The organism is Paenibacillus sp. FSL M8-0334 (assembly GCF_038000405.1).
Classification (GTDB): domain Bacteria; phylum Bacillota; class Bacilli; order Paenibacillales; family Paenibacillaceae; genus Paenibacillus_AQ; species Paenibacillus_AQ campinasensis.
Genome location: NZ_JBBOCH010000002.1, coordinates 1,004,180 through 1,028,832, shown reverse-complemented (window position 1 = coordinate 1,028,832; position 24,653 = coordinate 1,004,180). Strand labels below are relative to the sequence as shown.

The 24,653-nt window shown below is 53.8% G+C and carries 22 protein-coding genes; 7 read left to right on the top strand and 15 right to left on the bottom strand.

The window, feature by feature from the left end; genetic code table 11:
* The first annotated feature begins 1 nt into the window (after nucleotide 1).
* From MKX64_RS18810 to MKX64_RS18790, 5 genes are all read left to right on the top strand, one after another.
* Entirely contained in the window at nucleotides 2-1,546 is a 1,545-nt protein-coding gene (locus tag MKX64_RS18810; RefSeq protein WP_095265858.1) for a response regulator transcription factor, read from the top strand.
* A 138-nt stretch (nucleotides 1,547-1,684) separates the two neighbouring features.
* Nucleotides 1,685-3,022, top strand: coding sequence for an ABC transporter substrate-binding protein (locus MKX64_RS18805; RefSeq protein ID WP_095265859.1), 1,338 nt, complete (start codon nucleotides 1,685-1,687; stop codon nucleotides 3,020-3,022).
* Between the two features lie 131 nt (nucleotides 3,023-3,153).
* Nucleotides 3,154-4,053 carry a carbohydrate ABC transporter permease gene (locus tag MKX64_RS18800; protein ID WP_095265860.1) on the top strand — a complete coding sequence of 300 codons (900 nt, stop codon included), beginning with the start codon at nucleotides 3,154-3,156 and terminating at the stop codon, nucleotides 4,051-4,053.
* Between the two features lie 60 nt (nucleotides 4,054-4,113).
* Nucleotides 4,114-4,890, top strand: coding sequence for a carbohydrate ABC transporter permease (locus MKX64_RS18795; RefSeq protein WP_425320444.1), 777 nt, complete (start codon nucleotides 4,114-4,116; stop codon nucleotides 4,888-4,890).
* Between the two features lie 67 nt (nucleotides 4,891-4,957).
* A complete protein-coding gene (locus tag MKX64_RS18790; RefSeq protein ID WP_095397786.1) occupies nucleotides 4,958-5,989 on the top strand; it encodes a glycoside hydrolase family 88/105 protein in 1,032 nt (343 codons plus the stop codon).
* A 131-nt stretch (nucleotides 5,990-6,120) separates the two neighbouring features.
* On the opposite strand, the gene MKX64_RS18785 is transcribed toward MKX64_RS18790, so the two are convergent.
* The 13 genes from MKX64_RS18785 to MKX64_RS18725 all read right to left on the bottom strand — a co-directional run bounded on the left by MKX64_RS18785 (nucleotide 6,121) and on the right by MKX64_RS18725 (nucleotide 20,737).
* The gene (locus MKX64_RS18785) at nucleotides 6,121-8,127 is read right to left on the bottom strand and encodes a peptidoglycan D,D-transpeptidase FtsI family protein (RefSeq protein WP_341037004.1); all 2,007 of its coding nucleotides are present in this window, start codon (nucleotides 8,125-8,127) and stop codon (nucleotides 6,121-6,123) included.
* Nucleotides 8,128-8,158: 31 nt separating this feature from the next.
* Complete coding sequence (locus tag MKX64_RS18780; protein ID WP_341037002.1) at nucleotides 8,159-8,776, bottom strand: NUDIX hydrolase; 618 nt, start codon at nucleotides 8,774-8,776, stop codon at nucleotides 8,159-8,161.
* A 139-nt stretch (nucleotides 8,777-8,915) separates the two neighbouring features.
* On the bottom strand, nucleotides 8,916-11,843 hold the full coding sequence (locus tag MKX64_RS18775; protein ID WP_230875669.1) for a DEAD/DEAH box helicase: 2,928 nt from the start codon (nucleotides 11,841-11,843) through the stop codon (nucleotides 8,916-8,918).
* A 217-nt stretch (nucleotides 11,844-12,060) separates the two neighbouring features.
* Entirely contained in the window at nucleotides 12,061-12,369 is a 309-nt protein-coding gene (locus tag MKX64_RS18770; RefSeq protein ID WP_095397783.1) for a hypothetical protein, read from the bottom strand.
* Between the two features lie 153 nt (nucleotides 12,370-12,522).
* Nucleotides 12,523-13,617, bottom strand: coding sequence for a class I SAM-dependent methyltransferase (locus MKX64_RS18765; protein WP_095265866.1), 1,095 nt, complete (start codon nucleotides 13,615-13,617; stop codon nucleotides 12,523-12,525).
* A gap of 29 nt (nucleotides 13,618-13,646) precedes the next feature.
* Nucleotides 13,647-14,222: a methyltransferase domain-containing protein gene (locus MKX64_RS18760; RefSeq protein WP_095397782.1), complete on the bottom strand. Its 576-nt coding sequence runs from the start codon at nucleotides 14,220-14,222 to the stop codon at nucleotides 13,647-13,649.
* A 30-nt stretch (nucleotides 14,223-14,252) separates the two neighbouring features.
* Nucleotides 14,253-14,423: a hypothetical protein gene (locus MKX64_RS18755; RefSeq protein WP_155617955.1), complete on the bottom strand. Its 171-nt coding sequence runs from the start codon at nucleotides 14,421-14,423 to the stop codon at nucleotides 14,253-14,255.
* A gap of 22 nt (nucleotides 14,424-14,445) precedes the next feature.
* A complete protein-coding gene (locus MKX64_RS18750) occupies nucleotides 14,446-15,666 on the bottom strand; it encodes a glycosyltransferase family 4 protein (protein WP_330163972.1) in 1,221 nt (406 codons plus the stop codon).
* A gap of 52 nt (nucleotides 15,667-15,718) precedes the next feature.
* On the bottom strand, nucleotides 15,719-16,351 hold the full coding sequence (locus MKX64_RS18745; RefSeq protein ID WP_341036997.1) for a hypothetical protein: 633 nt from the start codon (nucleotides 16,349-16,351) through the stop codon (nucleotides 15,719-15,721).
* A gap of 179 nt (nucleotides 16,352-16,530) precedes the next feature.
* Entirely contained in the window at nucleotides 16,531-18,675 is a 2,145-nt protein-coding gene (locus tag MKX64_RS18740) for a hypothetical protein (RefSeq protein ID WP_095265870.1), read from the bottom strand.
* 256 nt (nucleotides 18,676-18,931) lie between these two features.
* Entirely contained in the window at nucleotides 18,932-19,357 is a 426-nt protein-coding gene (gene fosB, locus MKX64_RS18735; RefSeq protein WP_413773606.1) for a metallothiol transferase FosB, read from the bottom strand.
* A gap of 20 nt (nucleotides 19,358-19,377) precedes the next feature.
* Nucleotides 19,378-19,881 carry an 8-oxo-dGTP diphosphatase gene (locus MKX64_RS18730; RefSeq protein WP_095265872.1) on the bottom strand — a complete coding sequence of 168 codons (504 nt, stop codon included), beginning with the start codon at nucleotides 19,879-19,881 and terminating at the stop codon, nucleotides 19,378-19,380.
* Nucleotides 19,882-19,972: 91 nt separating this feature from the next.
* Complete coding sequence (locus MKX64_RS18725; RefSeq protein WP_341036995.1) at nucleotides 19,973-20,737, bottom strand: RNA polymerase sigma factor; 765 nt, start codon at nucleotides 20,735-20,737, stop codon at nucleotides 19,973-19,975.
* Nucleotides 20,738-20,960: 223 nt separating this feature from the next.
* Between MKX64_RS18725 and clpP the strand changes: the two genes are divergently transcribed.
* Both clpP and MKX64_RS18715 read left to right on the top strand, forming a co-directional pair.
* Entirely contained in the window at nucleotides 20,961-21,542 is a 582-nt protein-coding gene (gene clpP, locus MKX64_RS18720) for an ATP-dependent Clp endopeptidase proteolytic subunit ClpP (protein ID WP_095265874.1), read from the top strand.
* Between the two features lie 45 nt (nucleotides 21,543-21,587).
* A complete protein-coding gene (locus MKX64_RS18715) occupies nucleotides 21,588-21,797 on the top strand; it encodes a hypothetical protein (protein ID WP_095397776.1) in 210 nt (69 codons plus the stop codon).
* 148 nt (nucleotides 21,798-21,945) lie between these two features.
* On the opposite strand, the gene MKX64_RS18710 is transcribed toward MKX64_RS18715, so the two are convergent.
* Both MKX64_RS18710 and MKX64_RS18705 read right to left on the bottom strand, forming a co-directional pair.
* On the bottom strand, nucleotides 21,946-22,824 hold the full coding sequence (locus tag MKX64_RS18710) for a GNAT family N-acetyltransferase (protein ID WP_155617961.1): 879 nt from the start codon (nucleotides 22,822-22,824) through the stop codon (nucleotides 21,946-21,948).
* A gap of 103 nt (nucleotides 22,825-22,927) precedes the next feature.
* Nucleotides 22,928-24,622 (bottom strand): M3 family oligoendopeptidase, encoded by a 1,695-nt coding sequence (locus MKX64_RS18705; RefSeq protein ID WP_095397774.1) that lies wholly within the window; start codon nucleotides 24,620-24,622, stop codon nucleotides 22,928-22,930.
* Nucleotides 24,623-24,653: the final 31 nt, after the last annotated feature.

The following is a 24,653-nucleotide window of genomic DNA, read 5'->3' as shown; positions in this document are numbered from 1 at the left end:
ATTGTACAAAGTGCTTCTGGTAGATGATGAACGCATCATTCTGGATGGCATCTCCCGCATGGTGGACTGGGCGGCTTACCAAACCGTACTGATCGGCACCGCTCAGAACGGACTAGCGGCATACGACATCATCGTCAGCGAATCCCCGGATATCGTCATTTGCGATATTCGGATGCCGGGACTGGACGGGCTGGAGCTCGTAGCCAAGGCGCATGCTACCCACCCCCACATTCAATTTGTCCTGCTGTCGGGATTCGGTGAATTTGAATATGCCAACCGGGCCATGCAGTATGGCGTCAAGCATTATCTGCTGAAACCGACCGACGAGTCCAAGATCGGAGAAGCGCTGCAGGGAGTCATTGGAGAGCTGTCCCAGCGCAGGCGGACAGAATCTTTCATCCTCGATATGAAACGAAGGCTCCATAAAGTGCTCCCGCATGTAAAAGAACAGGTCCTCAAAGAGTTCGTGACCAACAAAACCTACGGACGCCATGATCTGGAGGAATACCGCGGCCTGTTCCAATACGATTTCGACCATCCTGTCAGACTGCTTCTGTTCCAGCCGGAGGGGGAAGCCGACTTCGAGCATCAGTTCGCCGTCAAGAACATTGCCGAGGATCTTCTCGACAGACCGCTGCTCAGCACAACCATCGGGCAGCATATCCTTGTTCTGACCGAAGATGCGGCGGAAGAGCCCCTGCATGACCGCATCCAGGATATCCGCTGCACCTTCCGTCAATATTACAAGCTGGACCTGACGATCGCGATCAGTGATCCGGGCCCTATCACTAGAGCGAGGAAGCTGTACCGCGACACCCTCCAGTGTCTGAACTACCGCTTCTATCTGGACGAGAGCGGCATCATTACGGCGAGGGACACGCTCGATACCGATCGCTCTGCCAGCTCGTTCAGTTTGGATGAGGAACGCTTGTGCATGCCCGTCCGATCCGGCCATCTGCAGGAGGCGCAGCAAGCGCTGGCCGATTTCATCCAGGAGCTCAAGGAAGCCCAGCTTGGCATTGAGCTGACCAAGTCCTATGCCATCCAGCAATACGTAGCGCTCATTCGGCTTGCCGACCCTGCTGAGATGAGCCAGAAGTATAAACGGATTTCCGAGCTCGCCGAAGGGAACACGCTTCAGGCCATTCAAGCGGTCCTCGATGACACCGTCAAGGAGATTGCCGGACGCAACTATGACAGGAATTCGTTCAAATATAATGCCATCGTCCGCAAGGTGCTCGATATTATCGAGGACCAGCTCGGCAACTCGGATCTGTCGCTAAATGTTGTGGCCCGCGAAATGCTATATATGAATCCCGACTATCTCGGCAAGCTGTTCAAGAAGGAAACCGGTGAGAAATTTTCCAACTATGTGATGAAACGCCGCATGGAGCAGGCCACGGTGCTGATGAAAGAGAACCCGGACATTAAAATATTTGAAATGGCAGAGCGGCTCGGCTTTGGCGACAATCCCCAGTACTTCAGCCAGGTGTTCAAGAAACAGATCGGCTGCACCCCTTCCGAATATATGAAAAAAGAGGTTTGAAATAAGGAGGAAATCTCTGCTTTTTAAACAAACAGCACGGTTTTTTTCCTTACCCTTTCCTCTTCGGCATTTAATAATTGGTAATGTAAGCACTATCAAAAAACTGTCGGTAACGTTCTAACAAGGGGAGGAAATGGAATGAAAAAAGTGCTCACCTGGATTGTGATGTTTTCTCTGATCGGAAGCCTGATCGGCTGTGCGGGTGGAGGAGCCGCCGAGCAGCCGGAAGCAACCGGCACCGATGCGGCGCCTGCCGCCGGCGCAGGAGATGCCAACACCCCCGTCAAGCTTCGCATCGCCTGGTGGGGTGGCCAATCTCGGCATGATTACACGCTAAAGGTCATTGAAATGTACGAGAAGCAGAATCCTCATGTCACGATTGAGCCTGAATACGCCCCGTTTGACGACTACTGGAAGAAGCTTGCACCGCAAGCGGTGGCCGGAGGGCTGCCGGACATTATTCAGATGGATATCTCCTATCTGAACCAATATGCGGGCCGCAACCAGTTAGCCGATCTGAAGCCCTTCATGGACAGCGGATCGCTGAATGTGGACGACATCAGCGAGAACGCCCTGAGCGGCGGCGAGGTAGACGGCAAGCTGGTCGCCATGAACCTCGGGGTTAATGCTCTTCAAACCACGTTTGACGTAGAGACGATGAAAGCAAACGGGATCGACATGCCGCCGATGGACTGGACCTGGGACGACATGGACAAATTAGGAGCCCAGGCCAAGGAGAAAGGCTATCAGATCGGCGGGTTTGCTTACCGCCATGACGTCTTCTTCCCTTACTATCTGAGAACGATTGGACAAAAAATGTACAGCGAAGACGGAAAGACAATCGGTTATCCTGATGATCAGGCCTTCATTGATTATTTCACAAGATATCAGCGCTGGTATGACAGCGGCTATATCCTTTCGCTCGATAAGGAAGCGCAGAAAAAAGGCGTAGCCGAGGAGGATGAAATCGTGCTCGGCAACTCCATCTCGGGTACCGGCTGGTCGAACCAGTTCCTTGCTGTAGCGAATCTGGTGCCTGACCGTCCGCTTGAGCTCCACCCGATGCCGGGTCCCGGCATCAAGGAAGGGCTGTTCCTCAAGCCTTCCATGTACTTCTCGGTGACGGAGTCCTCCAAGAACAAGGAGGAGGCTGCTAAATTCATCAGCTTCTTCGTCAACGACATCGAGGCCAACAAGCTGATTATGGGCGAGCGCGGCGTGCCGGTATCCTCCAAGGTCAAGGAAGAGCTGCTTCCGCTCCTGTCCGAGAATGAGGCCAAAATATTCGAGTATGTCACCTGGGCTGAAGAGAACAGCAGTCCGGGAGATCCGCCAAATCCGATCGGCGCCGTGGAAATCGAGAAGCTGCTGCGCGATTTAAGCGAGCGGATTCTGTTCAAGAAGATCTCTATCGAGGATGCGGCTGCCGAATTCCGCAGCGAGGCGAATGCTATCCTGGCAAGATCGCAGCAATAGCCATATACGTTTATCGTTGCTGAACAACGGGGCATTTCCTTGAGCTTGTTCCCAAGCCGCCGGGAATGCCCTCTTTCTTCGGCATAAGTGAGTGAGAGGCTGTCATACTTGAAACTGAGGGGTTGAAGCTTATGAAGAAGCTCAGGGAGAACGAGCACATCACCGGGTACGTATTCTCCGCTCCGTTTATACTCGGCTTTTTGATTTTTACACTGTATCCCATTCTTTCGTCACTGTACTACTCCTTCACCAACTATAACCTGATGGAAGCGCCGCGATGGCTCGGCCTCGCCAACTATGAACGGATGTTCATGGAAGATGCGAAGATCGCCAAGTCATTTCAGGTGACTTTCACTTATGTCTTCGCCAGCGTTCCGCTCCGGCTCATCTTCGCCCTGTTCGTTGCGATGATTCTCAACGCCTCCACTCGGGCGGTGGGCCTCTATCGCTCCGCCTTCTATCTTCCGTCCCTGATCGGGGGAAGCGTGGCGGTGGCGATTATGTGGCAGCAGATTTTTGGAGACAAGGGTCTGGTCAACTCGTTCCTGTCGCTGATCGGCATCCCATCCTCCACCTCTTGGATCGGCAATCCGAGCACGGCACTGTGGACGCTGGTCGCCCTGTCGATATGGCAGTTCGGTTCCTCGATGATTATTTTTCTGGCCGGTCTGAAAAATATCCCCAGGGACTATTACGAGGCCGCCAGCGTGGACGGCGCCAATGCGGTTTCGCGGTTTTTCAAAATTACGATCCCGCTGCTGAGCCCGATCATTCTGTTTAACCTGACGCTGCAGACGATTTCGGCATTTCTGACCTTTACGCCAGCGTACATCATTTCCCGCGGGGAAGGCGGCCCGCTGGATCAGACCTTGCTGTACTCGCTGTATCTGTACCGCAAGGCGTTCTCGCACTTCGAGATGGGATATGCCTCCGCGATGGCATGGATCATGCTGCTGATTGTCGGGATTTTCACCGCACTGATCTTCAAATCCTCCACCGCCTGGGTTCATTACGAATCGAAAGGAGACTGACCGATGACCAAGTCCGGACGCTTCACGTACCACATATTGGTCGGATTGCTGGCCCTCGGCATGACCTATCCGATCCTGTGGCTGGTTGCCAGCTCCCTGAAGCCCAACAACGAAATTTTCGCCACGGCCTACAGCCTCATTCCAAGCCGGCTGGAGTTCGCAAACTATGTCACCGGTTGGCAGGGGTTTGCCGGCACGACGTTTGCTACCTTTTTCAAAAACTCGTTCATTATCGTGATCATCTCCACCATCGGTGCCGTGATCTCTTCCGCGCTCGTCGCTTACGGGCTGGCGAGAACCCGGTTCTTCGGCCAGAAATTCTGGTTCGCCTGCATGATGGTCACGATGATGCTGCCGCATGATGTCATTATCGTGCCGCAGTACGTCATGTTTGCCAAATTCGGCTGGCTGTCGACCTTTAAGCCGTTGATCGTTCCGCATTTCTTCGGAGCGCCGTTCTTTATCTTTCTCATGATGCAGTTTATCCGCACCATTCCGAGGGAGCTCGACGAAGCCGCCAAGATTGACGGGTGCAGCAAGTACGGCATCTTCTTCCGGATCGTCGTTCCGCTGATCGTACCGGCGCTGATCACCTGCTCGATCTTCTCCTTCTACTGGAGATGGGACGACTTCATCAATCCGCTGATCTATCTGAACAATCCGGAGAAATATCCGGTGTCGCTTGCGCTCAAGCTGTTCCTGGACGGCGAATCGCTGAACAACTGGGGCGGGATGTTTGCGATGGCGACGTTGTCGCTGCTGCCGGTTGTGATTGTGTTTTTTATCTTTCAAAAATATATCGTGGAAGGCATCAGCACCACCGGTTTGAAAGGATAATACTTGCTATGGCTACAATTCAGCTACAGTACACATGGAGTTCGTTATCATGAAAGGAGAATTTTCCATGCCCGCACTTGTATATGATGAAGATCGGATTCGTCAGACGATTCATCAGATTGTCGATCGGACGTTTCGGATGGATTTCAGTTGGGATTGGCCAGGGGGCGTCGCCTTCTACGGTGTCTGCCAAGCTTATGAGGCTACCGGCAATATGGAATATATGGAGAAGCTCAAAGCGTGGGTAGATGACAATATGGAGGACGGGCTGCCGAAGCTGTCGGTCAACGGCGTTTCTATTGGTCATTCGCTCTTGACGCTGTATGAGGTGTATGAGGATGCGCGCTATATCGAAACCGCGAAAGCGATGGCCGAATATTTAAAGCATGACGCCGTCCGTTTCGGAAACGGAATTTTCCAGCATACCGTCAATTCGGAGACATACAACTTCCCGGAGCAGGCATGGGTGGATACGATGTTCATGGCCGGCTATTTCCTGCTCCGCATCGGCTCGCTGCTGAACGAGGAGGATTATTTGGAGGACGGCCTGCGCCAATACCATGGACATGAAGACTGTCTCCAGGATGCGGTCACCGACCTGTACTATCACGGCTGGGACAATATAGCCGGCAATCACATGTCCGGCGTATTCTGGTGCCGCGGCAACGCCTGGGCGGCGGTCACGATGGCCCGGGCGCTGGAGCTGGTGCCGGTCACACATCCTTCCTTCATGATCATCGAAGGATCGCTCCGGGACCAGCTAAGCGCCCTTGTCAGACTGCAGCATGAATCCGGGCTGTGGCACACCATTGTCAACGATCCGGACTCCCCGCTGGAAACATCGGGCTCGGCCGGCATCGCCACCGCCCTGCTTACGAAAGGGCGCATCTACCATAAATATACGCAAAGATCCATCGACGGCATCCTCGCCCGCATTACCGAGGATGGTGCGGTTACCGGCGTGTCGGCCGGAACGGCTGTTATGAAGGATGCCGAAGGATATAAAGGCGTTCCCGACAAACGGATACAAGGCTGGGGCCAGGGGCTTGCCCTCGCCTTCCTGTCGGAAGTGCTCAAGGTAAAGCAGAATCCTTACTAAAACTATAATCAGAGTTCAGGCATCGGCAGCAAGCGTGTTGCCTTGCCGCACCGGTACGAAACATTCCTGATATGAAAAACAAGGGGCACCCTCTGCAAGTGCCCCTTGTCCCACGTTCTTTCGTTATATCTTCACTCTTCCTCTGTCTTCGTCTTCGGATGCGGTGTTCCGTCCAGGCCATAGACTTCGTCGTAAGCATCAAAAATCGCTCTGGCAACCGGCGCCGCACTCTGGGAGCCGAAGCCGCCCTCCGGGATCACCACAGCCACCGCAAGCTTCGGGTTCTCTCGCGGCGCATAGGCGATGAAGATGCCGTTATCCTTGATGATGCCCTTGCTTGTTTCCTGCTCGGAGGTGCCGGTTTTGCGGGCAAAGTCATACTGGAAGCCCTCGAAGCCGGCAAGTCCCTGCGTGTTCATGCCGCGCTTGATGACCGCCCAGTGCTCCTTGGAGAACTCCACCTCATTCAGCACTTCACGTTCAAACGCCTGGACCACATTCCCGTTCTGATCCGTAATTTTGCTGACCAGGTTCGGCTTGATCCGCTTGCCCTCATTCGCCAGCATCACCGTATACTGCGCCAGCTGAAGTGTGCTGTATCTGCCCTGCTGTCCGAAGGAAGCGTACACGAGCGAGGACAGATTGCTTCCGGTCGCGGCCGTCTTGTCATAGTTGATCACGCCATGATGCTCACCGGGAAGACCGCTTTCGGTCGATACCCCAAGTCCGAACTCCTTCATGTACTGATCCCAGACGCTGACACCCTTCTCGCCGCCATACTTGGCATACAGTTTCTTTCCGACCCAATCGATCATGAACGCGTTGGATGATTTCTCAATCGCTTCATGCGGCTTGATATATCCGAGTCTGTGCCCGCCGGAATTGCTGACATACGACTCGCTGCCTGCGCGGCCGAAATAAGCTCCCCCCTGATCCAAATAAGCATCATTCGGCCCGAAGAACCCTTCATTCAGCCCGATAAGTACGGAAAGCGGCTTGATCGTGGAGCCGAGCAGCAGAATTGAATCAAAGCCGCTGCCCGATCTGCCCGAGTTGTACGGCGAGATCGTTCCGTTGCCCATAGCGTTCACCGCAGACTCCGGAATCGGCCCGCCATTCACCCACACATTGGGATCGTAATCCTGTATGCTCCCCATCGCTACGACATTTCCCGTCTCGACCTCCATCGCCACAGCGTAGCCGTTCAGCGCATCACGATGGAGCTTGCCGGACACCGGATGGGTGTGAAGCCAGTCCAGACGGTCCTTAATCGCCTTCTCGGCCGCAAGCTGAATGTCCCGGTGGATGGTGGTGTGGATATCGTATCCTTTTTGAGGCGGCACCATCACCGGATTTCCGTCAATCATATTACGGGGATTAATCGGAATGCTGATATACCCGCTCTTTCCTCGCAGCTCCTTCTGGAACATGCGCTCCAGACCGTCGTAACCGACATATTCCTTCTCCGAATAGATCAGTCCCGGGTCGCTTTCCTCCTTGTTAGCTGCATCCTGGGCTTCATATTCCTTCAGAGACTTGGCGCCCTCAAACCGCTTCAAATATCCGATCGTCTGCACGGCAACCGTATCGGGATCATAATGCCTGTCGCTTTCCTCCACGATTTGAATGCCGGGAAATTGACCTCGATGCTCCAGGAAGAACGCAATCTCCTCATGCGACAGATTCGACTTCACCAGCCTCGGCTCATAGCCAAGCTGCTTTCGGTATTCGAGATCAAGCGCAGTGATCACATCGTCCAGCGTCATGACCGGTGCCTTCGGATCACCGTATTGTTGAAAAGCCTCCGCCATCTCCCCGGCGATGCGGAGTATTTCCGGGCGATTCTCCATCCCGCTCTCGGTATTATTGCTGTAATCCTTCATCAATGTCATATATAGCGAACTCGACGAGGTCGAGTAGGCCAGCGGGGTCCCGGATGCATCCCAGATGCTGCCGCGCATCGGCTGAAGCGGAAAGGTGCGGACCTGCCCCCCGCCTTCTTGGGCCGCAGTCTCCGGCCCGTGCACGAATTGCAGCACAGCCAGCCGGATAATAAAAAAGAGCAGGTTCACCCTCGTTTTGAATCTTCGGTCATCCTGCTGTTCTTGTTCACGGATAGATGGTTTAAATGCCTTCACAACACATCAAGTCCTTCTCCTATGGATTACATTAATCAAACCAGACCGGCAGCTCAGGGTTCTTCGCATATTCAAACAACCGGGCAATCTGCGCCTTCGTGTTACGTTCCTCCGACAAGGGCGGCAGTTCGTCCATCTTGAAAAATCCAACCTCCGACGTCTCTACGCCGGTCTTTGCACCGCCGCCAACGATGCTGCAATGAATAAACATTTTGTAAACATGATGCGGCGAAGGCGGATGTGCATGGAACTTCTTGTCCAGCACAGCGAGCAACCGGACAGCCTGAACTTCATATCCCGACTCCTCCCGGACCTCCTTCACAGCCACCTCAGCCGGAGACAGCCCGATATCCGCCCATCCTCCCGGCAGCGCCCAGGCACCGTCAGCCTTCTCCTTGACCAGCAATACGCTGTCCTCTTGAAAAATTACGCCCCGAATGTCCACCTTCGGCGTCGGATATCCGCGCTCATCTGCAAACAACTCCCGGATCTTATCGCTGCCCGCATCGGTATACTCCTGCATAATCGCTATGCTTAAATTCCGCAGCTGCTCAAACCGCTCCTCATCATATACATCCTTCGTATAGGCAAGTCCCGCCTGCGCAATCGCCTGCATTTCCTTCGCCCAATCCAGCCACTTTAATGACATGTTTCCACCTCCACCTTATATTCCATCATGCCAACAATAATAACATATATTGGATCAGGACAAGGTTACAGCTCATTAACCGGGTGCGAACGCACGGATAGCTGCCGCTAACCAGACGCGAACGCACGGATGACTGCCGCTACAGCTGCAGCAAATCCCGGATATCCTCTTCCGTCAATGTTGCCAGCCTATCCTCACCGGATTGAATCACCTCGTCAATGAGATGCTGCTTCCGCTGCTGCAGCTCCAGCATTTTGTCTTCGAGCGTGCCCCGGGCGACCATCCGTATGACCTGGACCACCTTCGTCTGTCCGATCCGGTGGGCCCGGTCCATCGCTTGCTGCTCCACGGCCGGATTCCACCACAGATCATATAGAATAACAGTATCGGCGCCGGTCAGATTCAGCCCGGTTCCCCCAGCCTTCAGCGAGATGAGGAAGATGTCGCCCTCCCCTTCATTAAAGCGGGTGCTCAGCTTCATTCGCTCTGCCGCTTCGGTTTCGCCATCCAGATAGAAATATGGATATCTCCTGTCGCCAAGCTCCTGTCCGATGAGCTTCAGCATTTGCGTAAACTGCGAAAATACGAGCACTCTGCGGCTGGCGCTGCGGCACTCCTCCAGCGTTTCCATCAGCTGCTCAAGCTTCGCCGAGCCGCCACGATATCCTTCCACGAACAAAGCCGGGTGGCAGCACAGCTGACGAAGCCGGGTCAGCCCGGCCAGAATTCGTATCCGGCTCTTGCCATAGCCGTCCGAATCCAGATGCTTCAATGTCTCCTGGCGCAGCCTGGCCAGATAAGCAGCATACAGCTTTTTCTGCTCCGGCATCAGTTCCGACGTCTGGGTCATTTCAATTTTGTCGGGAAGCTCTTTTAGCACATCGCTTTTAAGCCTGCGCAGCACAAACGGTCGCACACGTCTGGCCACTTCATCCGGCGAAAGCTCCTGAAACGCCTTCCTGCCGCCGAACAGCTCCGGAAACACCGCATCCATAATGGACCACAGCTCCTCCAGCCGATTCTCCATCGGCGTTCCGGTCAAGGCAAAGCGGTTACGGGCCTGGAGGGATTTGACGGCCTGGGCAGTTTGCGTCGTGTAATTTTTGAACGCCTGCGCTTCGTCCAGGATGAGGGTATGGAAGGAAAGTCCGGCATAGCGGGACAGATCCCTGCGCAGCAGCGGATACGAAGTAATCAGCACATCAGCCTTCATCGGCCCGCTCAAAGCGCTCCGCCGCTCCTTCAACGCGCCGTCGACCACAACCGCCCTCATATCCGGTGCGAACTTCTGAAACTCATGGAGCCAGTTATACAGCAGGGAAGACGGGGCTACGACTAACGCGGGCTGTCCGGATTCCCGAATGTCCGGCAACACCGATTGCAGATAGGCGATGCTCTGCAGCGTCTTGCCAAGCCCCATATCATCAGCCAGAATGCCGCCGAACCGATATGCAGCCAGCGTCTTCATCCATTGGAATCCGTATTGCTGATATTCGCGAAGCACACCCTCCAGCGCAGGCGGCAGCGCAAAGTCAAGATGGTCAGGATTCCGGATGTTCGCCAGCAGCTTGCGAAGCGATTTGCCAAGCTGTACGGACGAAGAACGATCCTGCATATCCATCAGCTGCATGCCGCGGACCGCAGGCAGCCGCAAGCGATCCCCCTGCACTTCAGCTCCCCATGCGCCAAGGCGGTTCATCGCATCGACCAATGCCTTGAATTCTCCGCCGGTCAGAGGCATGAAGGCGCCGCTTGGCATCCGGTAGTACCTCCGCTTCTCTTCCAGCGCCTTTATCACCTTGCGAATTTCCGATTCGGAGATGCCGTCCATTTCGAACCGCAGCTCCAGCCAGTCTGTTCGCTCATCCACATCAATACTCACCTTCGGCACAGCATGCTCCGGGAGGATCCGCTCCTTCACCGCCGAGGTGGCGTACACGACCAGCAGCCTTTCCAGCTGAGGCACAATTTCATACAGAAATTCAAACTCGCTGTCCTCGTCCTCCATGAAATATCCGCTCTCGGTCTGGGCGAAGCCCGCGCCCTCCATCAGCTCCAGAATCCGCTGCTCCCGCGCTCCGTCCCGAACAAGGATGGAGCCGGGATGCCGCTTCACTCGATGCCCATCCAGCGGATTAATGACGATGTGGCCGTATTGAAATTCAAGTCCGGCAAGGAGCTTGCCCCGGACTCTGTCCAGGTACAGTCTGGCAGACAGCTCCGTCTTGATCACCCGATCCGCAATCGCTTGTCCTACCTTCACCTGTCCGATTTTCATCAATCCCGGGATCACGTTCTCCATAAAAGGCTCGACCTGCTCAGGCGCAATAGATAGCCGGCTTCCCTCCGCAGATTCAAGCATTGCCTTCAGCGCAGACAACCGGCGGCAGGATTCCGTTTCTATCGAAATCAGCTTGCCCCCGGACAGAGCCATGCCGTAGCTGTCCATGACAATCAGCCTGTCCAGCCCTTCCGCCCTTAAGGCATATCGCTCATCCCCTTCCTCGTCGAGCGCAAATCGGACCGGCAATGCCTCACGGCTGAACTGAAGCGGCTCGGAGAGAAGCCCATTGTCTGTGAATGACGCAGCGGGCACTTCTGCAAGCAGCGGTTGTATAAGCGGCCATACCATCGGTGTGACAAGCAGCATTCGGTCAAGCCCGCTCGCTTTCTTGCGGGCCGCGGCCGAGCCGCGAATAACCTCCATCACCATGCTGTCATTGCGATGAATGCGGATCATTTCCTGAATCAGCTTGTCATCCTCCGCTTTGAAACTATGCTGTTCCGGATCATATGTAAAATGCCTTGTCACTTCATATGGCTCTCCCAGCTCCACACTGACCAGAAATTCGCGCAGCCGCTGCACCGTATAGAGCCGCTTCAATCCGACGCGCATCTCCAGCCCCAGCATCGCCCGCTGATCGTCCCCGTGAAATAGCCTGCACACAAACTCGACCTCAATCACCTTGCGCATGTCAAAGCGGGTCGCCGCCGCTATACGCGGCCTGGCAGACGGACTGAACAGCTCCAGCATGCTGTCAGCAGCCGGATCATGACCACCGCTCATGTCCATCCTCCGTTCATTGATTCTTTTCTTCGACTCATTCGCTGCACCCACATGCCCTCTGTCCTTCCTTATGTCGTATCCAGATCAGTATACCATCCCTCGAAGGCTTAACTGAAACCTGCACATGGGCTTGCCGCTCTATAGAATGCCAAGGCCGGGATTGCCGCCGCCATATCAAGTTCAACTCGATCCGCTTCAGGTCCCGCACCAGAACAGCCTAATTCGAAGTATCCTTCTTCGCCTTCCCGTGCTTGATCAGATTATCGTATTTCATGTTGTTTCCCTTCCACGAACTGGCGGAAATCAAGAAGCCATACAACAGAAATAACACAAAATAGATATAATATCTGTCCATAAAATGTTCCGGTGAAAACCGCTCCCGATCCCAAAACCAGGTGACGGCTGCCCACACCAGATAGATGAGAAGCCCCCGGAGCAGCCCTCTTGTCACAATATATCGTGCCTTGCCCTTGCTTCGTATTCGTGGCCATGTTTCCAGCCATTTCTCCTCGTTTCGCATCAGCATCGCGGTTTCCTCTTCTCTTCGTTATCCTATAAAAATTATACCTTCTGGTAAATTTTTGACAAGCAGCAGCACTCCTATATGTAATAGGGGGAGCGCCCTCGCCTAGCTGAAAACATCAGCCAGTGAAGCCGCCCCCCTCCCGCCTCGGTTCCACTAGGCGGTAAAAAAAACACCCAGTTCCCGCCGCTTTCCTGTCCCTTCCGTGACCGCCAGCTTTTCATATCGGTTAAAATGCGTTCCGTTCAGCAGCACCGATCTCTCCATGTCGGGCGCTCCGCCGGATTCCCAGAACAACAAGCCATGCACCGTTTGGTTGATTTGACGCAGGAAGGCTTCCCGGACATGGTCGATGTTCATGATGTGGTAGAACACGGTCAGCAGCAGCCCGATGTCATAGCTCTCCGGCAGATGGGCCGATTCAAACCGCTCCAGCCGCAGATCAAACGGGACCCGCTCCAGCTTATTGAGCGCTTGGGCCAGCTCATAATGTTCCGGCATCGGATCGATTCCGGTTACCATCGCGCCTTCCCTGCTGAAGTAACGGGCATAGTAGCCGATGTTGCAGCCGATATCAATCACCCTTTTTCCGGGCAAGGGCAGCGTTTGCAAGCAATCCAGTATTTTATCCAATCTTGTCGGATACTTAGAATCACGCTCGCTGCGCATGTTCATATAAGACGGATGCAGGATCGGCGTATAGATCAGGCTCCGATGATATCGTTTGAACACCTCGGCGACGGCCCCAAGCTCGCGTTCATTCATCCAGTCCGCATAATCTTCGCGGGTCATTCGGACCGGAATATGGCGAATGCCGTGGCAATACAGAAAGACGATCCGATGATGTCCGTCCGCAATGTTGAAATAACCGCGATCCCGGTTATATCTTACGAGCGCAGGGAATTGTTCGAATCGGGCCGGAGAGTCCTTCAGCATGGCCAGCATATGATCGTATACCGCTCGCCGCTCCTGAAGAAGCGCTGCATCCGTCAGCGGCGGCTGAAGCTGCCGGGTCGTATGAATCATGCGATACCATTCCAGATACAGTGCCGGGCTCTGCTCCTGACCCATGAAATAGCGGAACAGCTGAATATGCGGGGTCAAGCGGGCGATGGATCGGCTGGCATATCGCTTGTGGTAGTCATACCAGGCTTCCGTGAAATGGTCAATGACCGAGCGTCTCTCCTCCGGTATAAATTCAGTAAACAGCAGCTCCACAGGTACCCTCGTATGGATGTAAGCAGCGTTCATTGGGCTCAGCACCTCCCCATTTTTTCGGATCAACCGGTCTTCATGGATGCAGCAAACAGATACGTTGAGAAATCGCGCTGGATATAATCCTTGAAATGCTGCTTCGCAGCTACCGGATACTGATCCAGCTCCTCGCGCGTCCAGGTGCTGCGATGGGTCTCATACGCATTGCCATACGTTGTGCCCTGCGGCCAATTCGTACCGATCGGTACGTTCAGCATCACATAACGCGATTTTCCGATACACGCCTGCAGCAGGGGAACAGCCGCTTCCTTAGTAAAATGCTCCAGCACATCCCCGAGGATAATCATATCGAACTGTCCGGGCTGTACAGCGGTATGAATGAATGCAGCCGCCTCGGCAATATGAATCTGATTGTAAAAGTAAGCATGATAGGCGTCGATATTCTTCGGAAACACTTCAATCCCTTCAATCCTGGTCGTCCACTGTTCGCGGAATACACGCCCTTCCCATACGTCCAGAAACTCGCGGCACAGCACGCCCCAGCGGCCGAAGCCGACGCCGACGTCCAGCACCGATTTCGGTGCGGTTTGACGGAGCAGCTCCACGCAGAACGATATATTTTGCCAATTCGATGTTCCCATCCCTACCCCAGCCTTTCCCCACATATTCAGTCACATATGCTTCAAGTGATTAATAATTCTATAATCGGGAATAAAATAACCCTTCGGCAAATTCGCCTTCACTCGCTCCCATATCGCCTTGTCAACGAGCAGAAAGGGATGTGACGCCGGAGCCAGAAAAAGATCATTATACTGATCGCCGCTTACCAGCTCTGTACCCATACGATTCCCTCCCCATACAACGTTAGGCTTGCTTTCGCTTGAGCTCCCGGCGGTAGACCTGAAGCAAGCGTTTGATCATCGTCTCCAGATCCCGATGGACGAGCGCCCATTTCCTGGCCCGTTTCCCCAGCCGGTTCCGATACGTTTCATCTGCAAGCAGCAGCGCCAGTGACTCGGCAAGCTTGCCTGCATCCCCTGCCGGAAACAGCAGCCCGTTATCCTCATGCCTCACCGCTTCCTTCAGCCCCCCGGCATCGGAGGAGACAATCGGCAGCCCGGCCAGCTGCGCTTCCATGACGGAATAGGACAAGGTCTCCATCATGCTTGGCATAACAAATATGTCTGCCAGTGTCAGCAAACTCGGGACATCCTCCCTCGTCCCCCAGAAATGAACGGAGGACTGAATCCCCAGCTTGTGAACGAGCTGCTCATACTCCGGCCGCTTGTCTCCATCGCCAACGAGCCAGCATTCCCAATCCTGCCGCTGCTTGTGCAGTTGTCCGAGCGCTTCAATCAGCACATGAACCCCCTTTTCCGGACTGAGCCGCGACGTGCTGATCAGAACCTTGCGGTCTGTCGGCCGCTGCAGCCTATGCTCGGCGTTCAGCCTGTGCTCAAAAGCGGGAATATCCATCGCATACGGAATGAGACTGATGCCGTTGCCCGGGATATCAAACTGTTGGACCATCACGTCCCGCAGCCAGCGTGAGGCCAGCAGCACATGGTCACTGGCGTTGCCACCGATATATTCAATCGTTTTGTAATACTTCCATACGAGGGAATTCAGCGGGTCGGCATACTTCGGATCCGCCTGCAGCACATCCCGAATCGTGAGGGCAACCGATGCATGGATGCTTGTCACGAGCGGCGTCTGCGCCGGCTTGACGCGGCTTACGGCCGAAGCAGCCAGCACGTCCTGGGCATGTATGATGTCGTACTGCTCCAGTCCGAGATAGGATAAAGACAGCTCCAGCGTCAGACGCTCCACTTCCGCATCTCTGACCCAAGGATCGGAGGTGATCGGCGAAGCGCTCGCAGGGTTCAGCTTGTGCTGCAGCATCGGTCTGAAATGACTTTTGAGCACCTTCCGGTGTTCACCGCCCCCGTATACATAAAAGCCATCAATTCCGTCCCCGATCATGTCCACTTCGTGTCCGTCAGCCTCCAGCCCTTGCTTGACCTGCTGCATATATTTCCATACGCCACCGACATACGGGATTAAAAAAATGGTGACCAGCAACACCTTCAACGGGTTTCCCCCTTCCTCGTTAGCCGAAACTACGCGCCCTAGAACGTCAGGCAGACAACGTCGACCGGAAGTCAGCAATCGGCTCGCCAATCGGGCTGTTGGCAAACTCCTCGCCCGTGAGATAAATCAATTGCCCGACATCCCAACGAAAATATGAGAACAGCGACGGCACTTCCAGTTTTCTCAGCTTGCGCTGTTCACCATAATATATAAATCCGTCCGGCCCGGAATACAGCCTGCCGTCGATTGCAGAATGAGACAGAAAGAACGAATCATCAATGAGCTCTCCGCGTGGCAAAGAGGCAATAAGCGAATCCGGCAAATTGACAAGCTGATGGGCCTGGTAACATAGCCTGCGAAACATGCCGCTGGTCGCAATCGGAAACAGCCGCCCTCCCATCCACACATAAACCGCCGAATCACCGCCTCTCACCAGCAGGGTGGAGGGACTATGTCTGACATAATCCCCGCACCGCCTAATCATCTCTCCGTTGACCATTTCGTTCAGAAAGCCATCCTCGATCCTAATCATGTGCTTGAGGCTGAGCTTGTAATGATAGAGCGACTCCGGGTCGGCGATCGGGCGCTTGGTTCCCCGCTCTATTAAATAGACGGAAGAATCGCTTCCCCGAACCAGAATTCCGTCTGGCAATGCGGAGCTCATGTTGACCTTGGCCATAATCTCCCCGCCTTTCCAACTAACCTAGTCCCAGTATATTCGTTGCCTGCACAGGGGGACACGTCAGGTAACTATATCGATGGCCCCTTTGGAGAATCAACGCAGCTGCCTTTCCGGTCGGCATAGTAAAAAAGCCCTTCTCCGGTTCAACCGGAGAAGGGCTTCTAATGTCTATGATCCTATTTGACAGTCACCGTAATCGTCACTGTTTTGGTATCGAATTTTGCTTTAATTCTGGCTGTGCCTTTGCCAACAACTTCAATCTTTCCGTTCGTTACCTTCGCAACGCTTGCCTTGCTCGTCGTCCACTCCGCACTGCTCGTTACATTCGTCTGCAGACCGGTATCATAGAGCGCAGTCAGCGTAACGGTTTTAATATCACCTGGCTTCAAGCTCAGCTTCTTCTCGCTAGCGGTCAGCTTGCTCAGCTTCGGCACCACCTTGACATCCACCTTCAGCTCTTTGCCCTGATAGGAGCCCGTCAGCGTCGCTGTTCCTTCGCCCACAGCCCTGACAGACGATCTTGACACTGTTGCAACCGAAGTATCTGACGATACCCAGTTCATCTTCGTGGACAGGGTAACGGTGCTGCCATTGCTGTAATAGCCTGTTACCTTGATCGATTTGGATTTCTTGATGTTCAGCTCAATGTTCTGAGGCTCCACTACAAATTTGACGACTTCCTGCTCCACCGAGACAGGAATTTTCAACGACTCGTTCAGGTACTCCCCACGCAGGGTGGCCGATCCCTTCACCAGACCTTTGATCGTGTTGTCCTTAATGACTGCCTGGGAGCCGGACAAGGACCATTTCACCAGTGAGGTCACATCCTTCTCCTCGCCGTCTTCAAATACAGCGGTGACGCTTGGCAGCTCGGTTGTTTTGCCGATAACCAGCTGATAGGATTCAACTTCCGGCAGCAGAACGAGTACCTTTTCGCTTACCGTTACCCGTATATTCGCCACTTCCCGTGTTCCGATCTTCCCGGTAATAACGGCTTCCCCGGATTCGAGCCCTTTGATCTTGCCGTCCTCAGTCGAAACAATCGTATCGTCGCTGGAGGTCCATGTGACCGACTTGGTGAAATCCTGCTTCTCTTCGCTCAGCAAAGTGCCTGTTACTTTCGGATAAGACTGGGACTGGGACTTCAGCAGCTCAAGCTCTGTCTCCTCCGTTTCGAAGCTGGTCACGGTAGGAAGCACCGTAACCGTAAATTCGCGGCTGATGCCCATGTAGCTGACCTTGACCGTGGACGTTCCTGTGCCTCTAGCTGTCACGACACCGTTATTGACCGTAACCGCAAGCGGATTGGAAGACGTCCACTCGCCATTGACCTCGATCGATTGTGTCGCTGCGTTTCTCACTTTCGTCTTGATCGCAACCGACTCATTCATGAATAGAATCGGGTTCTTGATGAAGTCGGTCTGATCCAGAATAATCGCTTCGTACGGATTGCGAACATATACGTCAATTTGGGCATGGCTGCCCAAATGGCTTACGCTGATCGTTGCTTTTCCTAGAGCCACCGGCTTCAGTTTGTTGCCGTCCTCAATGACCGCAACCGAGCTGTTCGACGATACGAGCTTAACCTCATCCGTCACATCCGTTCCCAGCCCGCTGTCCGCTTCAGATTGCTTCGCATACACCTTCAGCTCCACCGGCGCATCGCCAACCAGAAGCTCCTGGTCATCTCCAGGGATGATCGCAAGCTTCTTGAACGGAGCAACAACCTTAACGGTAACAGAAGCGCTGAGCCCTTTGTACTCTGCTTTAATCGTTGCTGTACCCAGACCTTCCAGCGTCAGGCTTCCTTTGTCAACCTTGACAACGCTGCTGTCCGAGCTTGTCCATCTTGCTTCGCTGGTCACATCATTCGTGCCGTCCGCCAGCGCTTTGACAGACAAGCCTTCGGTTCCCAGCTTGTATTCCACTTTATCCGGCAGGTCCAGCTTCAGCTCGTCATACAGGTAGCTGACATTAACGTCAATGGTGCTGACAGCGCCCTTGTATCTTGCTGTAATCGTGGCCGTACCTTTGTTCAGCGGGGTCAACAAACCGCTTTCCACCCGGACGATGCTCGTATTGGACGACGTCCAGGTCGAGTCATTGGTCACATCCTTCTTGGTGGCGGAGCCTTCGATGTTGGCCAATACGCGCAACTGCTTTGTGTTCTCGTTTACTATGAGTTGAATCGTGCTTTCTTTCGTGTCAAATTCGATGGAAGTTACATCGCCGGCAGCGGCGAATACGCTGGTAGGGAATACCATCGCCAACATCATCACAACGATAAGGAACAACTTCGTTGTCTTTCTGTTTACGCTCATGTATTTCTCTCCTTTGTACTACGGTCTCAGTCGTTTTTTTTACAGTCTTGATGTTTATATCGGCACATGGCTGCCAATTCGTTAACGATCTCTCTAAATTGAGTACAAAGTAGGATAATATTTCTAGCACGCCAAGGTTGAACCATCCGTAGATTAAAGAATGCCTCAACAACTGCCATCTGAGTGGGCTGAAACCTAAGAAACCCGTTCACCGATAACGGGAACGAGTCTCGTGGATCATGCAATATTAAAGCTCCTATGCCTCCTGATCATAGAAGATCATATGGTCCTTCTCGGCACGATAATAGGCCATCCGATCGGCCAAGGTTCCTGTGTGGAACTCAAACCTGTGACCATCGGGATCAAGAAAATAGATGGACTTCCTGTCCTGTTCCGACCGGCTGCGCCCGGGCAGCACCTGAACGTTCAGCTTATTCAGCCGCTCGAGAACCGTCTCATATGAAGCCTCCTCCATTGTAAAGGCAATATGCGTGTAGCTTCCTGCCTCGCCGCTGCGGTCCACATCCTCCTCATTCAGGGCAATCCACAAGCCTTGCAGATCGAAATAAGCAAGCTTTCTTCCCTTCACGAGCAGCTTCGCCTCAAATACATCCCGATAAAAAGCAATCGACCGTTCGAGATTGGAGACGGAAAAACAGAGATGATTGATCGGATGGGGAATCAATACGGAACAGCCTCCTCTCACATACCGATTTCAAGCGCCTTGTCCCGATACTTCCTTCGGGTGCTGTCCAGCACGAGATCCGCTTCACGATCCCATACATCGCTGTGCTCGAACGTTCCTTCTTCAAAGAACAGCGGAAACCGCTCCCTGAACCAATCCTGCATAGGCAGCTTAAGCGCGTCCTGGATATCTACCCACAAAAGCTCGCCCTCGGGCGGGTCCTGCAGCAGTTCTCCCTCCCACGATGTGGCCAAATAATTAAACACCATGTAGCGCAGCCCGGTGCTCGGCTCGCACCATTCCTGCAGCCCCTTATAAATAATATCGTTCACCACCAGGCCGGTCTCTTCCCGCACCTCCCGGATCGCGCCGTTGACAATGCTTTCAGGAAACTCGACTTTGCCGCCAGGTGCAATATAGCCCGGGAACCCCTTGCTGTCGGGCCTGTTCATCAGCAGCACCTTCGAGCCGTTCTGCACCATGCACATCGTATAGATTTTATATGTAATATTCTGGCTCATGACAACCACTCCTTCCCAGCCTGCTGAAGATGCTTATATTATATAATGATCAGGCTTCGGCGGAATAGAGCCGGTTCCAGGCCAGTTATCGTCAAGCTGCCATAACGATGCCCATGCACGACACGGCAAAGCTCCCTTCAAGCGTGCCCCCATAGCCGGATTTGATGCGGTGCTGCGGCAGCAGCATCCCCACCGCCATGATCGACTCTCGCGGCTGTCCGCTCGTCTGAATCAGTCTTACTACCTCGTCCACGTCGCCTGCCAGATAGGCGGTTGCCAGCGCTTGTAATAGTTGGCCGTCCACCTCCTCAACCTCTGCCTCCGTCATGGCGGTCCACGCGCCGTCCTCTTCCAGCTCAGCTGCTTCAAGCGCCTTGCGCGCGCGGTGCAGTGCCGCTTTGACAGCCCCTTGCGTGGTGTCCAGAAGCGAGGCCGCCTCGGCGACTGAGAACTGCCATCCTTCCCTTAGTACAAATACCGCAAACTGCGCCCGGGACAAATGCTGCAGCAGCAATTGAAAGACAGCCTCGGTCTGAAGCTTTCTGTCCAGTTGTTCCGTCTGCATCTCATCTCCCTGGACCAGCCACTCGTTCACGATGCGCCGATACACGCGGTTTCTGCGAACCCGATCGATCCATGTATTTTTAGCCGTGCGCAGCAGAAGAGCCTCGGGATTGCTGTGCGTTCGCTTCTGAAATTTGTCCAGCACCTTGAGCCACGTATCCTGAACCAGATCCTCCGTGTCCCAAGGGCAGCCCGTCAAGGACAGGCAGTATCGGTGCAGCAGGGCGTGAAGCTCCTCCACACGCTGCTGCGAAAGCATGGGGATATGTGATTCCGGTTGAATGATCGTCATGTTGGCCAGCTCCTTTCTTCGCTTGATCCCGTCTTTCTTATATTTGATCCGCAGAACCTTTATTCCGGATAATTTGAAACAGCTATATGAAGTAAACGATTGTAGGTCCGGAACGGTTACGCCCTGCCATTGCCATTATTTCGGGACCTGCTTCGCGTATCCTTTCACGCTATCGCTTCGTTTACCCGGTGAAATCCAAAATAAGCACGCAGGAGGTATCGCGATGAATTACATTCCTTATGTCGTGGAGCAGACGCAGCGGGGGGAACGCTCCTATGATATTTATTCCCGATTGCTGAAGGATCGGATCGTGTTTGTCGGCACGCAGATTGACGACACGTCCGCAGGCAGCATCATTGCCCAGCTGCTGTTCCTGGCAGCCGAGGATCCTGACAAGGATATTCATATGTACATCAACAGTCCGGGAGGCTCCACCTCCGCCGGATTTGGCATCTACGATACGATGCAGATCATCAAGCCGCAAGTGAACACAATCTGCACCGGAATGGCCGCTTCCTTCGCCGCTGTACTGCTGCTGGCTGGCGCCAAGGGCAAGCGCATGGCGCTGCCCAACAGCGAGGTTATGATTCACCAGCCGCTGGGCGGGGTTCAGGGCCAGGCCAGTGACATCGCCATTACCGCCAAACGCATTCTCCGGACGCGGGAGAAGCTGGTGCAGATTACAGCCGAGCGGACCGGGCAGTCGCCGGAGCGCATTGAGAAGGACATGGACCGGGATTATTTCATGACCGCCGAGGAAGCGCTGGCGTATGGAATCATCGACGAGATTATTACGTCGATGTGAGCAGCTAACAAGCTAGGCAAGATCGATAAAGGAGCGTGGTTTACGATGCTGAAGGGGCTGGAGAAACAGGCGGTTACAATTTATTTTCTCGACGGAAGCTGTGTTCGCGGAGGAACGCTGGAAGAGGTGAACGAGGCCTATGTGAAATACAAGGACGAATTCGAAATGCTGTACGTCCCGATTTCATCCATCCGTGCCGTCGCCGCTGACAGGAAGGTGCGCGAGCAGCCGAAAATCGGCTTTTCCGCACAATAAGAGGGTTCGTCACAGCCGCAGTCGGCCATGATCCACTGGCTTGCCCTCCTGCTGCTATGAGCAGCACATAGGAGAGAACATGGCCGTTATACTGGAAGGACCGGGCAAGGATATCCTTGCCCGGTCCTTTTTCGATGATGACTTCCCCTTAACTCTCAGGCTCCCACAGCATCAATACCTGCTCCATCGATCCTGTAAATCCGATTTCTTGCAGGATATGAACCAATTCCTCCTGTGTGGCACGAATGTTGAAGGCGGTCCGTCTGCAGCGATCCTTCGGCTGGAGTATTGCATACAGCGCCGCTCGGATCACATCGCCGGCATCCCTTCGTCCAGGTGCGGCCTCACAGCGAAACAGCGTAATGCCTGCCAGTACTCCCTTATCATCGAAGGTTCGCTTGAACAGTCCGTAACCGACCTGTTCGTCCCCGTCATATACCTTCACACACTCCGCATCCTTCAGATTAGGAACATCCGACTGCCATACCACACCCGAGCTATAGTACGGAATCGCCAGCACTTCCGCCGCATGCCCCCGCACGACCGAGTAAGCGGACCGTCCGCTGCCACCATCGTCCAGGCGCAGCTGCTCGCATGTCATAATAAGCAAGCGATCCACGATGCTGTATCCGACACTTTCGTACAGACGAATGGCCGGCGCATTCGTGCTGATCGCCTCCAGATAAGCCCGTTTGACCTGCTCTTCCTTATACAGGGCCAAATTGTATTCCATCATCGTCTTGCCAAGGCCTTTGCCGCGATGATCAGGACCAATCGCCGTGCCCCCGTTGCGCGCAATCGTTATTCCTTCCAGCTCACGGAAGCTGTTCAGGATAATGCCGGCCGGTTGTCCATCGACATAACAAGCCAGAGAACGCTTTAGGCATAACTCATCATTCGTCACCCGGGCGAGGAAGCGCTCCAGCGGCATCGAGGCATTCACCATATACCCTTCGAAAGAAGCGTTCCACAAGTCTGAGACCACCGTCACCGGCAGCTCGCTTAATCGTTTATATAAGATATCCATCCATTATCCCTCATAATATAAAAATAGCAGGAAGAGCCCCGGGCTCATCACAAGCCTTCGTTCTCTTCCTGCTGTTACAGCATCTACTGTATCCGAGAACGGATTACAGCGCCTTATCGTCCACGCTGTCCAGCCAGCTCTCAATGCTACCGATCACCGAGGTTACACAGCCGTCCTCGAATGGTGAGATCAGCCCGGCTTCTTTCACCAGCTCGGTAAAGGACTTGCTTCCGCCTAGGCGGCACAGGTGCAAATAATCGGCCCAGGCCGCTTCACGGTCCTCATGCATTCTCTTCCAGAATTGGAAGGCACAGATTTGCGCCAGCGTGTAATCGATATAATAGAAAGGCGAATTAAAAATATGCCCTTGTCTATGCCAGAAACCGCCGTTATCCAAGTACGCATTGTCCTCATAATTGCGATGCGGCAAATACTTCTTCTCGATTTCACGCCAAGCCTGTTTGCGCTCCGCAGGCGTTGCATCCGGATTCTCATACACAAAGTGCTGGAACTCGTCTACCGTTACCCCGTACGGAATAAAGATGAGCGAGCTTGCCAAATGCTCAAAGCGGTATTTATCCACTTCATCCTGGAAGAAGTGCTCCATCCAAGGCCATGTGAAAAATTCCATGCTCATGGAGTGAATTTCAGCCGCCTCCATCGTCGGGAAGCTGTACTCCGGCACTGTCAGGCTTCGGCTCTCATACACCTGGAAGGCGTGACCGGCTTCATGCGTCAGCACATCGATGTCATGAGACGTGCCGTTAAAGTTGGAGAAAATAAACGGTGCTCCGTAATCGCTAATATACGTGCAGTAACCGCCGCTCATTTTGCCCTTCTTGGCGACGAGGTCCATCAGTCCGTTGTCCAGCATGAAGCTGAAGAATTCATGTGTCTCCGGGGACAGCTCCTCATACATCTTCTTGCCGTTGTTCACGATCCACTCCGGATCACCCTTCGGCGTGGCATTGCCGGACTTGAAGGCAAAATTCTCATCATAATAGAGCAGCTGATCCACGTCGATCCGGTTCTTCTGGCGCTCCTTCAGCTTGCTAGCCACTGGAACGATATAATCCAGCACCTGCTTGCGGAAATTAGCCACCATCTCGGCATTGTAATCTGTGCGCGCCATCCGGGCGTAAGCGAGCTCTACAAAATTGTTGAAGCCAAGCTTCTTGGCAATTTTCGTTCTGATCTTTACCAAGTCATCATAAATCCGGTCGAACTGCTCTTCATTCGCGGCCATGAAGCCGCTGGAAGCTTCCGCCGCCCGCTTCCGCATCGCGCGATCGGTTGACTGCTGGAACGGAACGAGCTGGGACAAGGTGCGCTCTTCCCCTTCGAACGGGATTTTCGCCGAAGCGATCAGCTTCGAGTATTCGGTTGTCAATTTGTTCTCTTGCTGTAAATCCTCAATCACCTCAGGACTGAATGTTTTCAAGGACAGTTCTGCAAGCTGGAACAGCTGACGGCCCCACTTGTCCTCAAGCTGTTCTCTGAATTTCGAATCCACCAGCGCCCGATAATACTCGGTTATGTATTCTTGCACCACAGGACCATTCTCATCATAAAAATCCTGCTCAGCCTTATACAATTCATCGTTGGTGTCAATCGAGTGGCGCACGTATGCGATTTGCTGCATCGTTTCAAACGTGCTGCGAAGTTTGTTAATTTCTGTCATTGCCTGATCCTGCTCATCATAGCTTCCAGCTGACGTGAAAGATTGAAGCAGCTCCTTGAACTTATGCTCGAATGCTTTGACATCCGGGCGCTCGTAGCGGTATTCATTAAATTTCATTGCGCATCTGTCCTTTCCATAATAAATCATG

What these genes read in the sequence shown, in the direction of transcription:
- MKX64_RS18805 (WP_095265859.1), top strand. Translation starts at nt 1,685, where the DNA reads ATGAAAAAAGTGCTCACCTGGATTGTGATGTTTTCTCTGATCGGAAGC.
- MKX64_RS18800 (WP_095265860.1), top strand. Translation starts at nt 3,154, where the DNA reads ATGAAGAAGCTCAGGGAGAACGAGCACATCACCGGGTACGTATTCTCC.
- MKX64_RS18795 (WP_425320444.1), top strand. Translation starts at nt 4,114, where the DNA reads ATGACCTATCCGATCCTGTGGCTGGTTGCCAGCTCCCTGAAGCCCAAC.
- MKX64_RS18790 (WP_095397786.1), top strand. Translation starts at nt 4,958, where the DNA reads ATGCCCGCACTTGTATATGATGAAGATCGGATTCGTCAGACGATTCAT.
- MKX64_RS18780 (WP_341037002.1), bottom strand. Translation starts at nt 8,776, where the DNA reads ATGTCATTAAAGTGGCTGGATTGGGCGAAGGAAATGCAGGCGATTGCG.
- MKX64_RS18775 (WP_230875669.1), bottom strand. Translation starts at nt 11,843, where the DNA reads ATGAGCGGTGGTCATGATCCGGCTGCTGACAGCATGCTGGAGCTGTTC.
- MKX64_RS18770 (WP_095397783.1), bottom strand. Translation starts at nt 12,369, where the DNA reads ATGCTGATGCGAAACGAGGAGAAATGGCTGGAAACATGGCCACGAATA.
- MKX64_RS18765 (WP_095265866.1), bottom strand. Translation starts at nt 13,617, where the DNA reads ATGAACGCTGCTTACATCCATACGAGGGTACCTGTGGAGCTGCTGTTT.
- MKX64_RS18760 (WP_095397782.1), bottom strand. Translation starts at nt 14,222, where the DNA reads ATGGGAACATCGAATTGGCAAAATATATCGTTCTGCGTGGAGCTGCTC.
- MKX64_RS18755 (WP_155617955.1), bottom strand. Translation starts at nt 14,423, where the DNA reads ATGGGTACAGAGCTGGTAAGCGGCGATCAGTATAATGATCTTTTTCTG.
- MKX64_RS18745 (WP_341036997.1), bottom strand. Translation starts at nt 16,351, where the DNA reads ATGGCCAAGGTCAACATGAGCTCCGCATTGCCAGACGGAATTCTGGTT.
- MKX64_RS18740 (WP_095265870.1), bottom strand. Translation starts at nt 18,675, where the DNA reads ATGAGCGTAAACAGAAAGACAACGAAGTTGTTCCTTATCGTTGTGATG.
- MKX64_RS18730 (WP_095265872.1), bottom strand. Translation starts at nt 19,881, where the DNA reads ATGAGCCAGAATATTACATATAAAATCTATACGATGTGCATGGTGCAG.
- MKX64_RS18725 (WP_341036995.1), bottom strand. Translation starts at nt 20,737, where the DNA reads ATGACGATCATTCAACCGGAATCACATATCCCCATGCTTTCGCAGCAG.
- clpP (WP_095265874.1), top strand. Translation starts at nt 20,961, where the DNA reads ATGAATTACATTCCTTATGTCGTGGAGCAGACGCAGCGGGGGGAACGC.
- MKX64_RS18715 (WP_095397776.1), top strand. Translation starts at nt 21,588, where the DNA reads ATGCTGAAGGGGCTGGAGAAACAGGCGGTTACAATTTATTTTCTCGAC.
- MKX64_RS18710 (WP_155617961.1), bottom strand. Translation starts at nt 22,824, where the DNA reads ATGGATATCTTATATAAACGATTAAGCGAGCTGCCGGTGACGGTGGTC.
- MKX64_RS18705 (WP_095397774.1), bottom strand. Translation starts at nt 24,622, where the DNA reads ATGAAATTTAATGAATACCGCTACGAGCGCCCGGATGTCAAAGCATTC.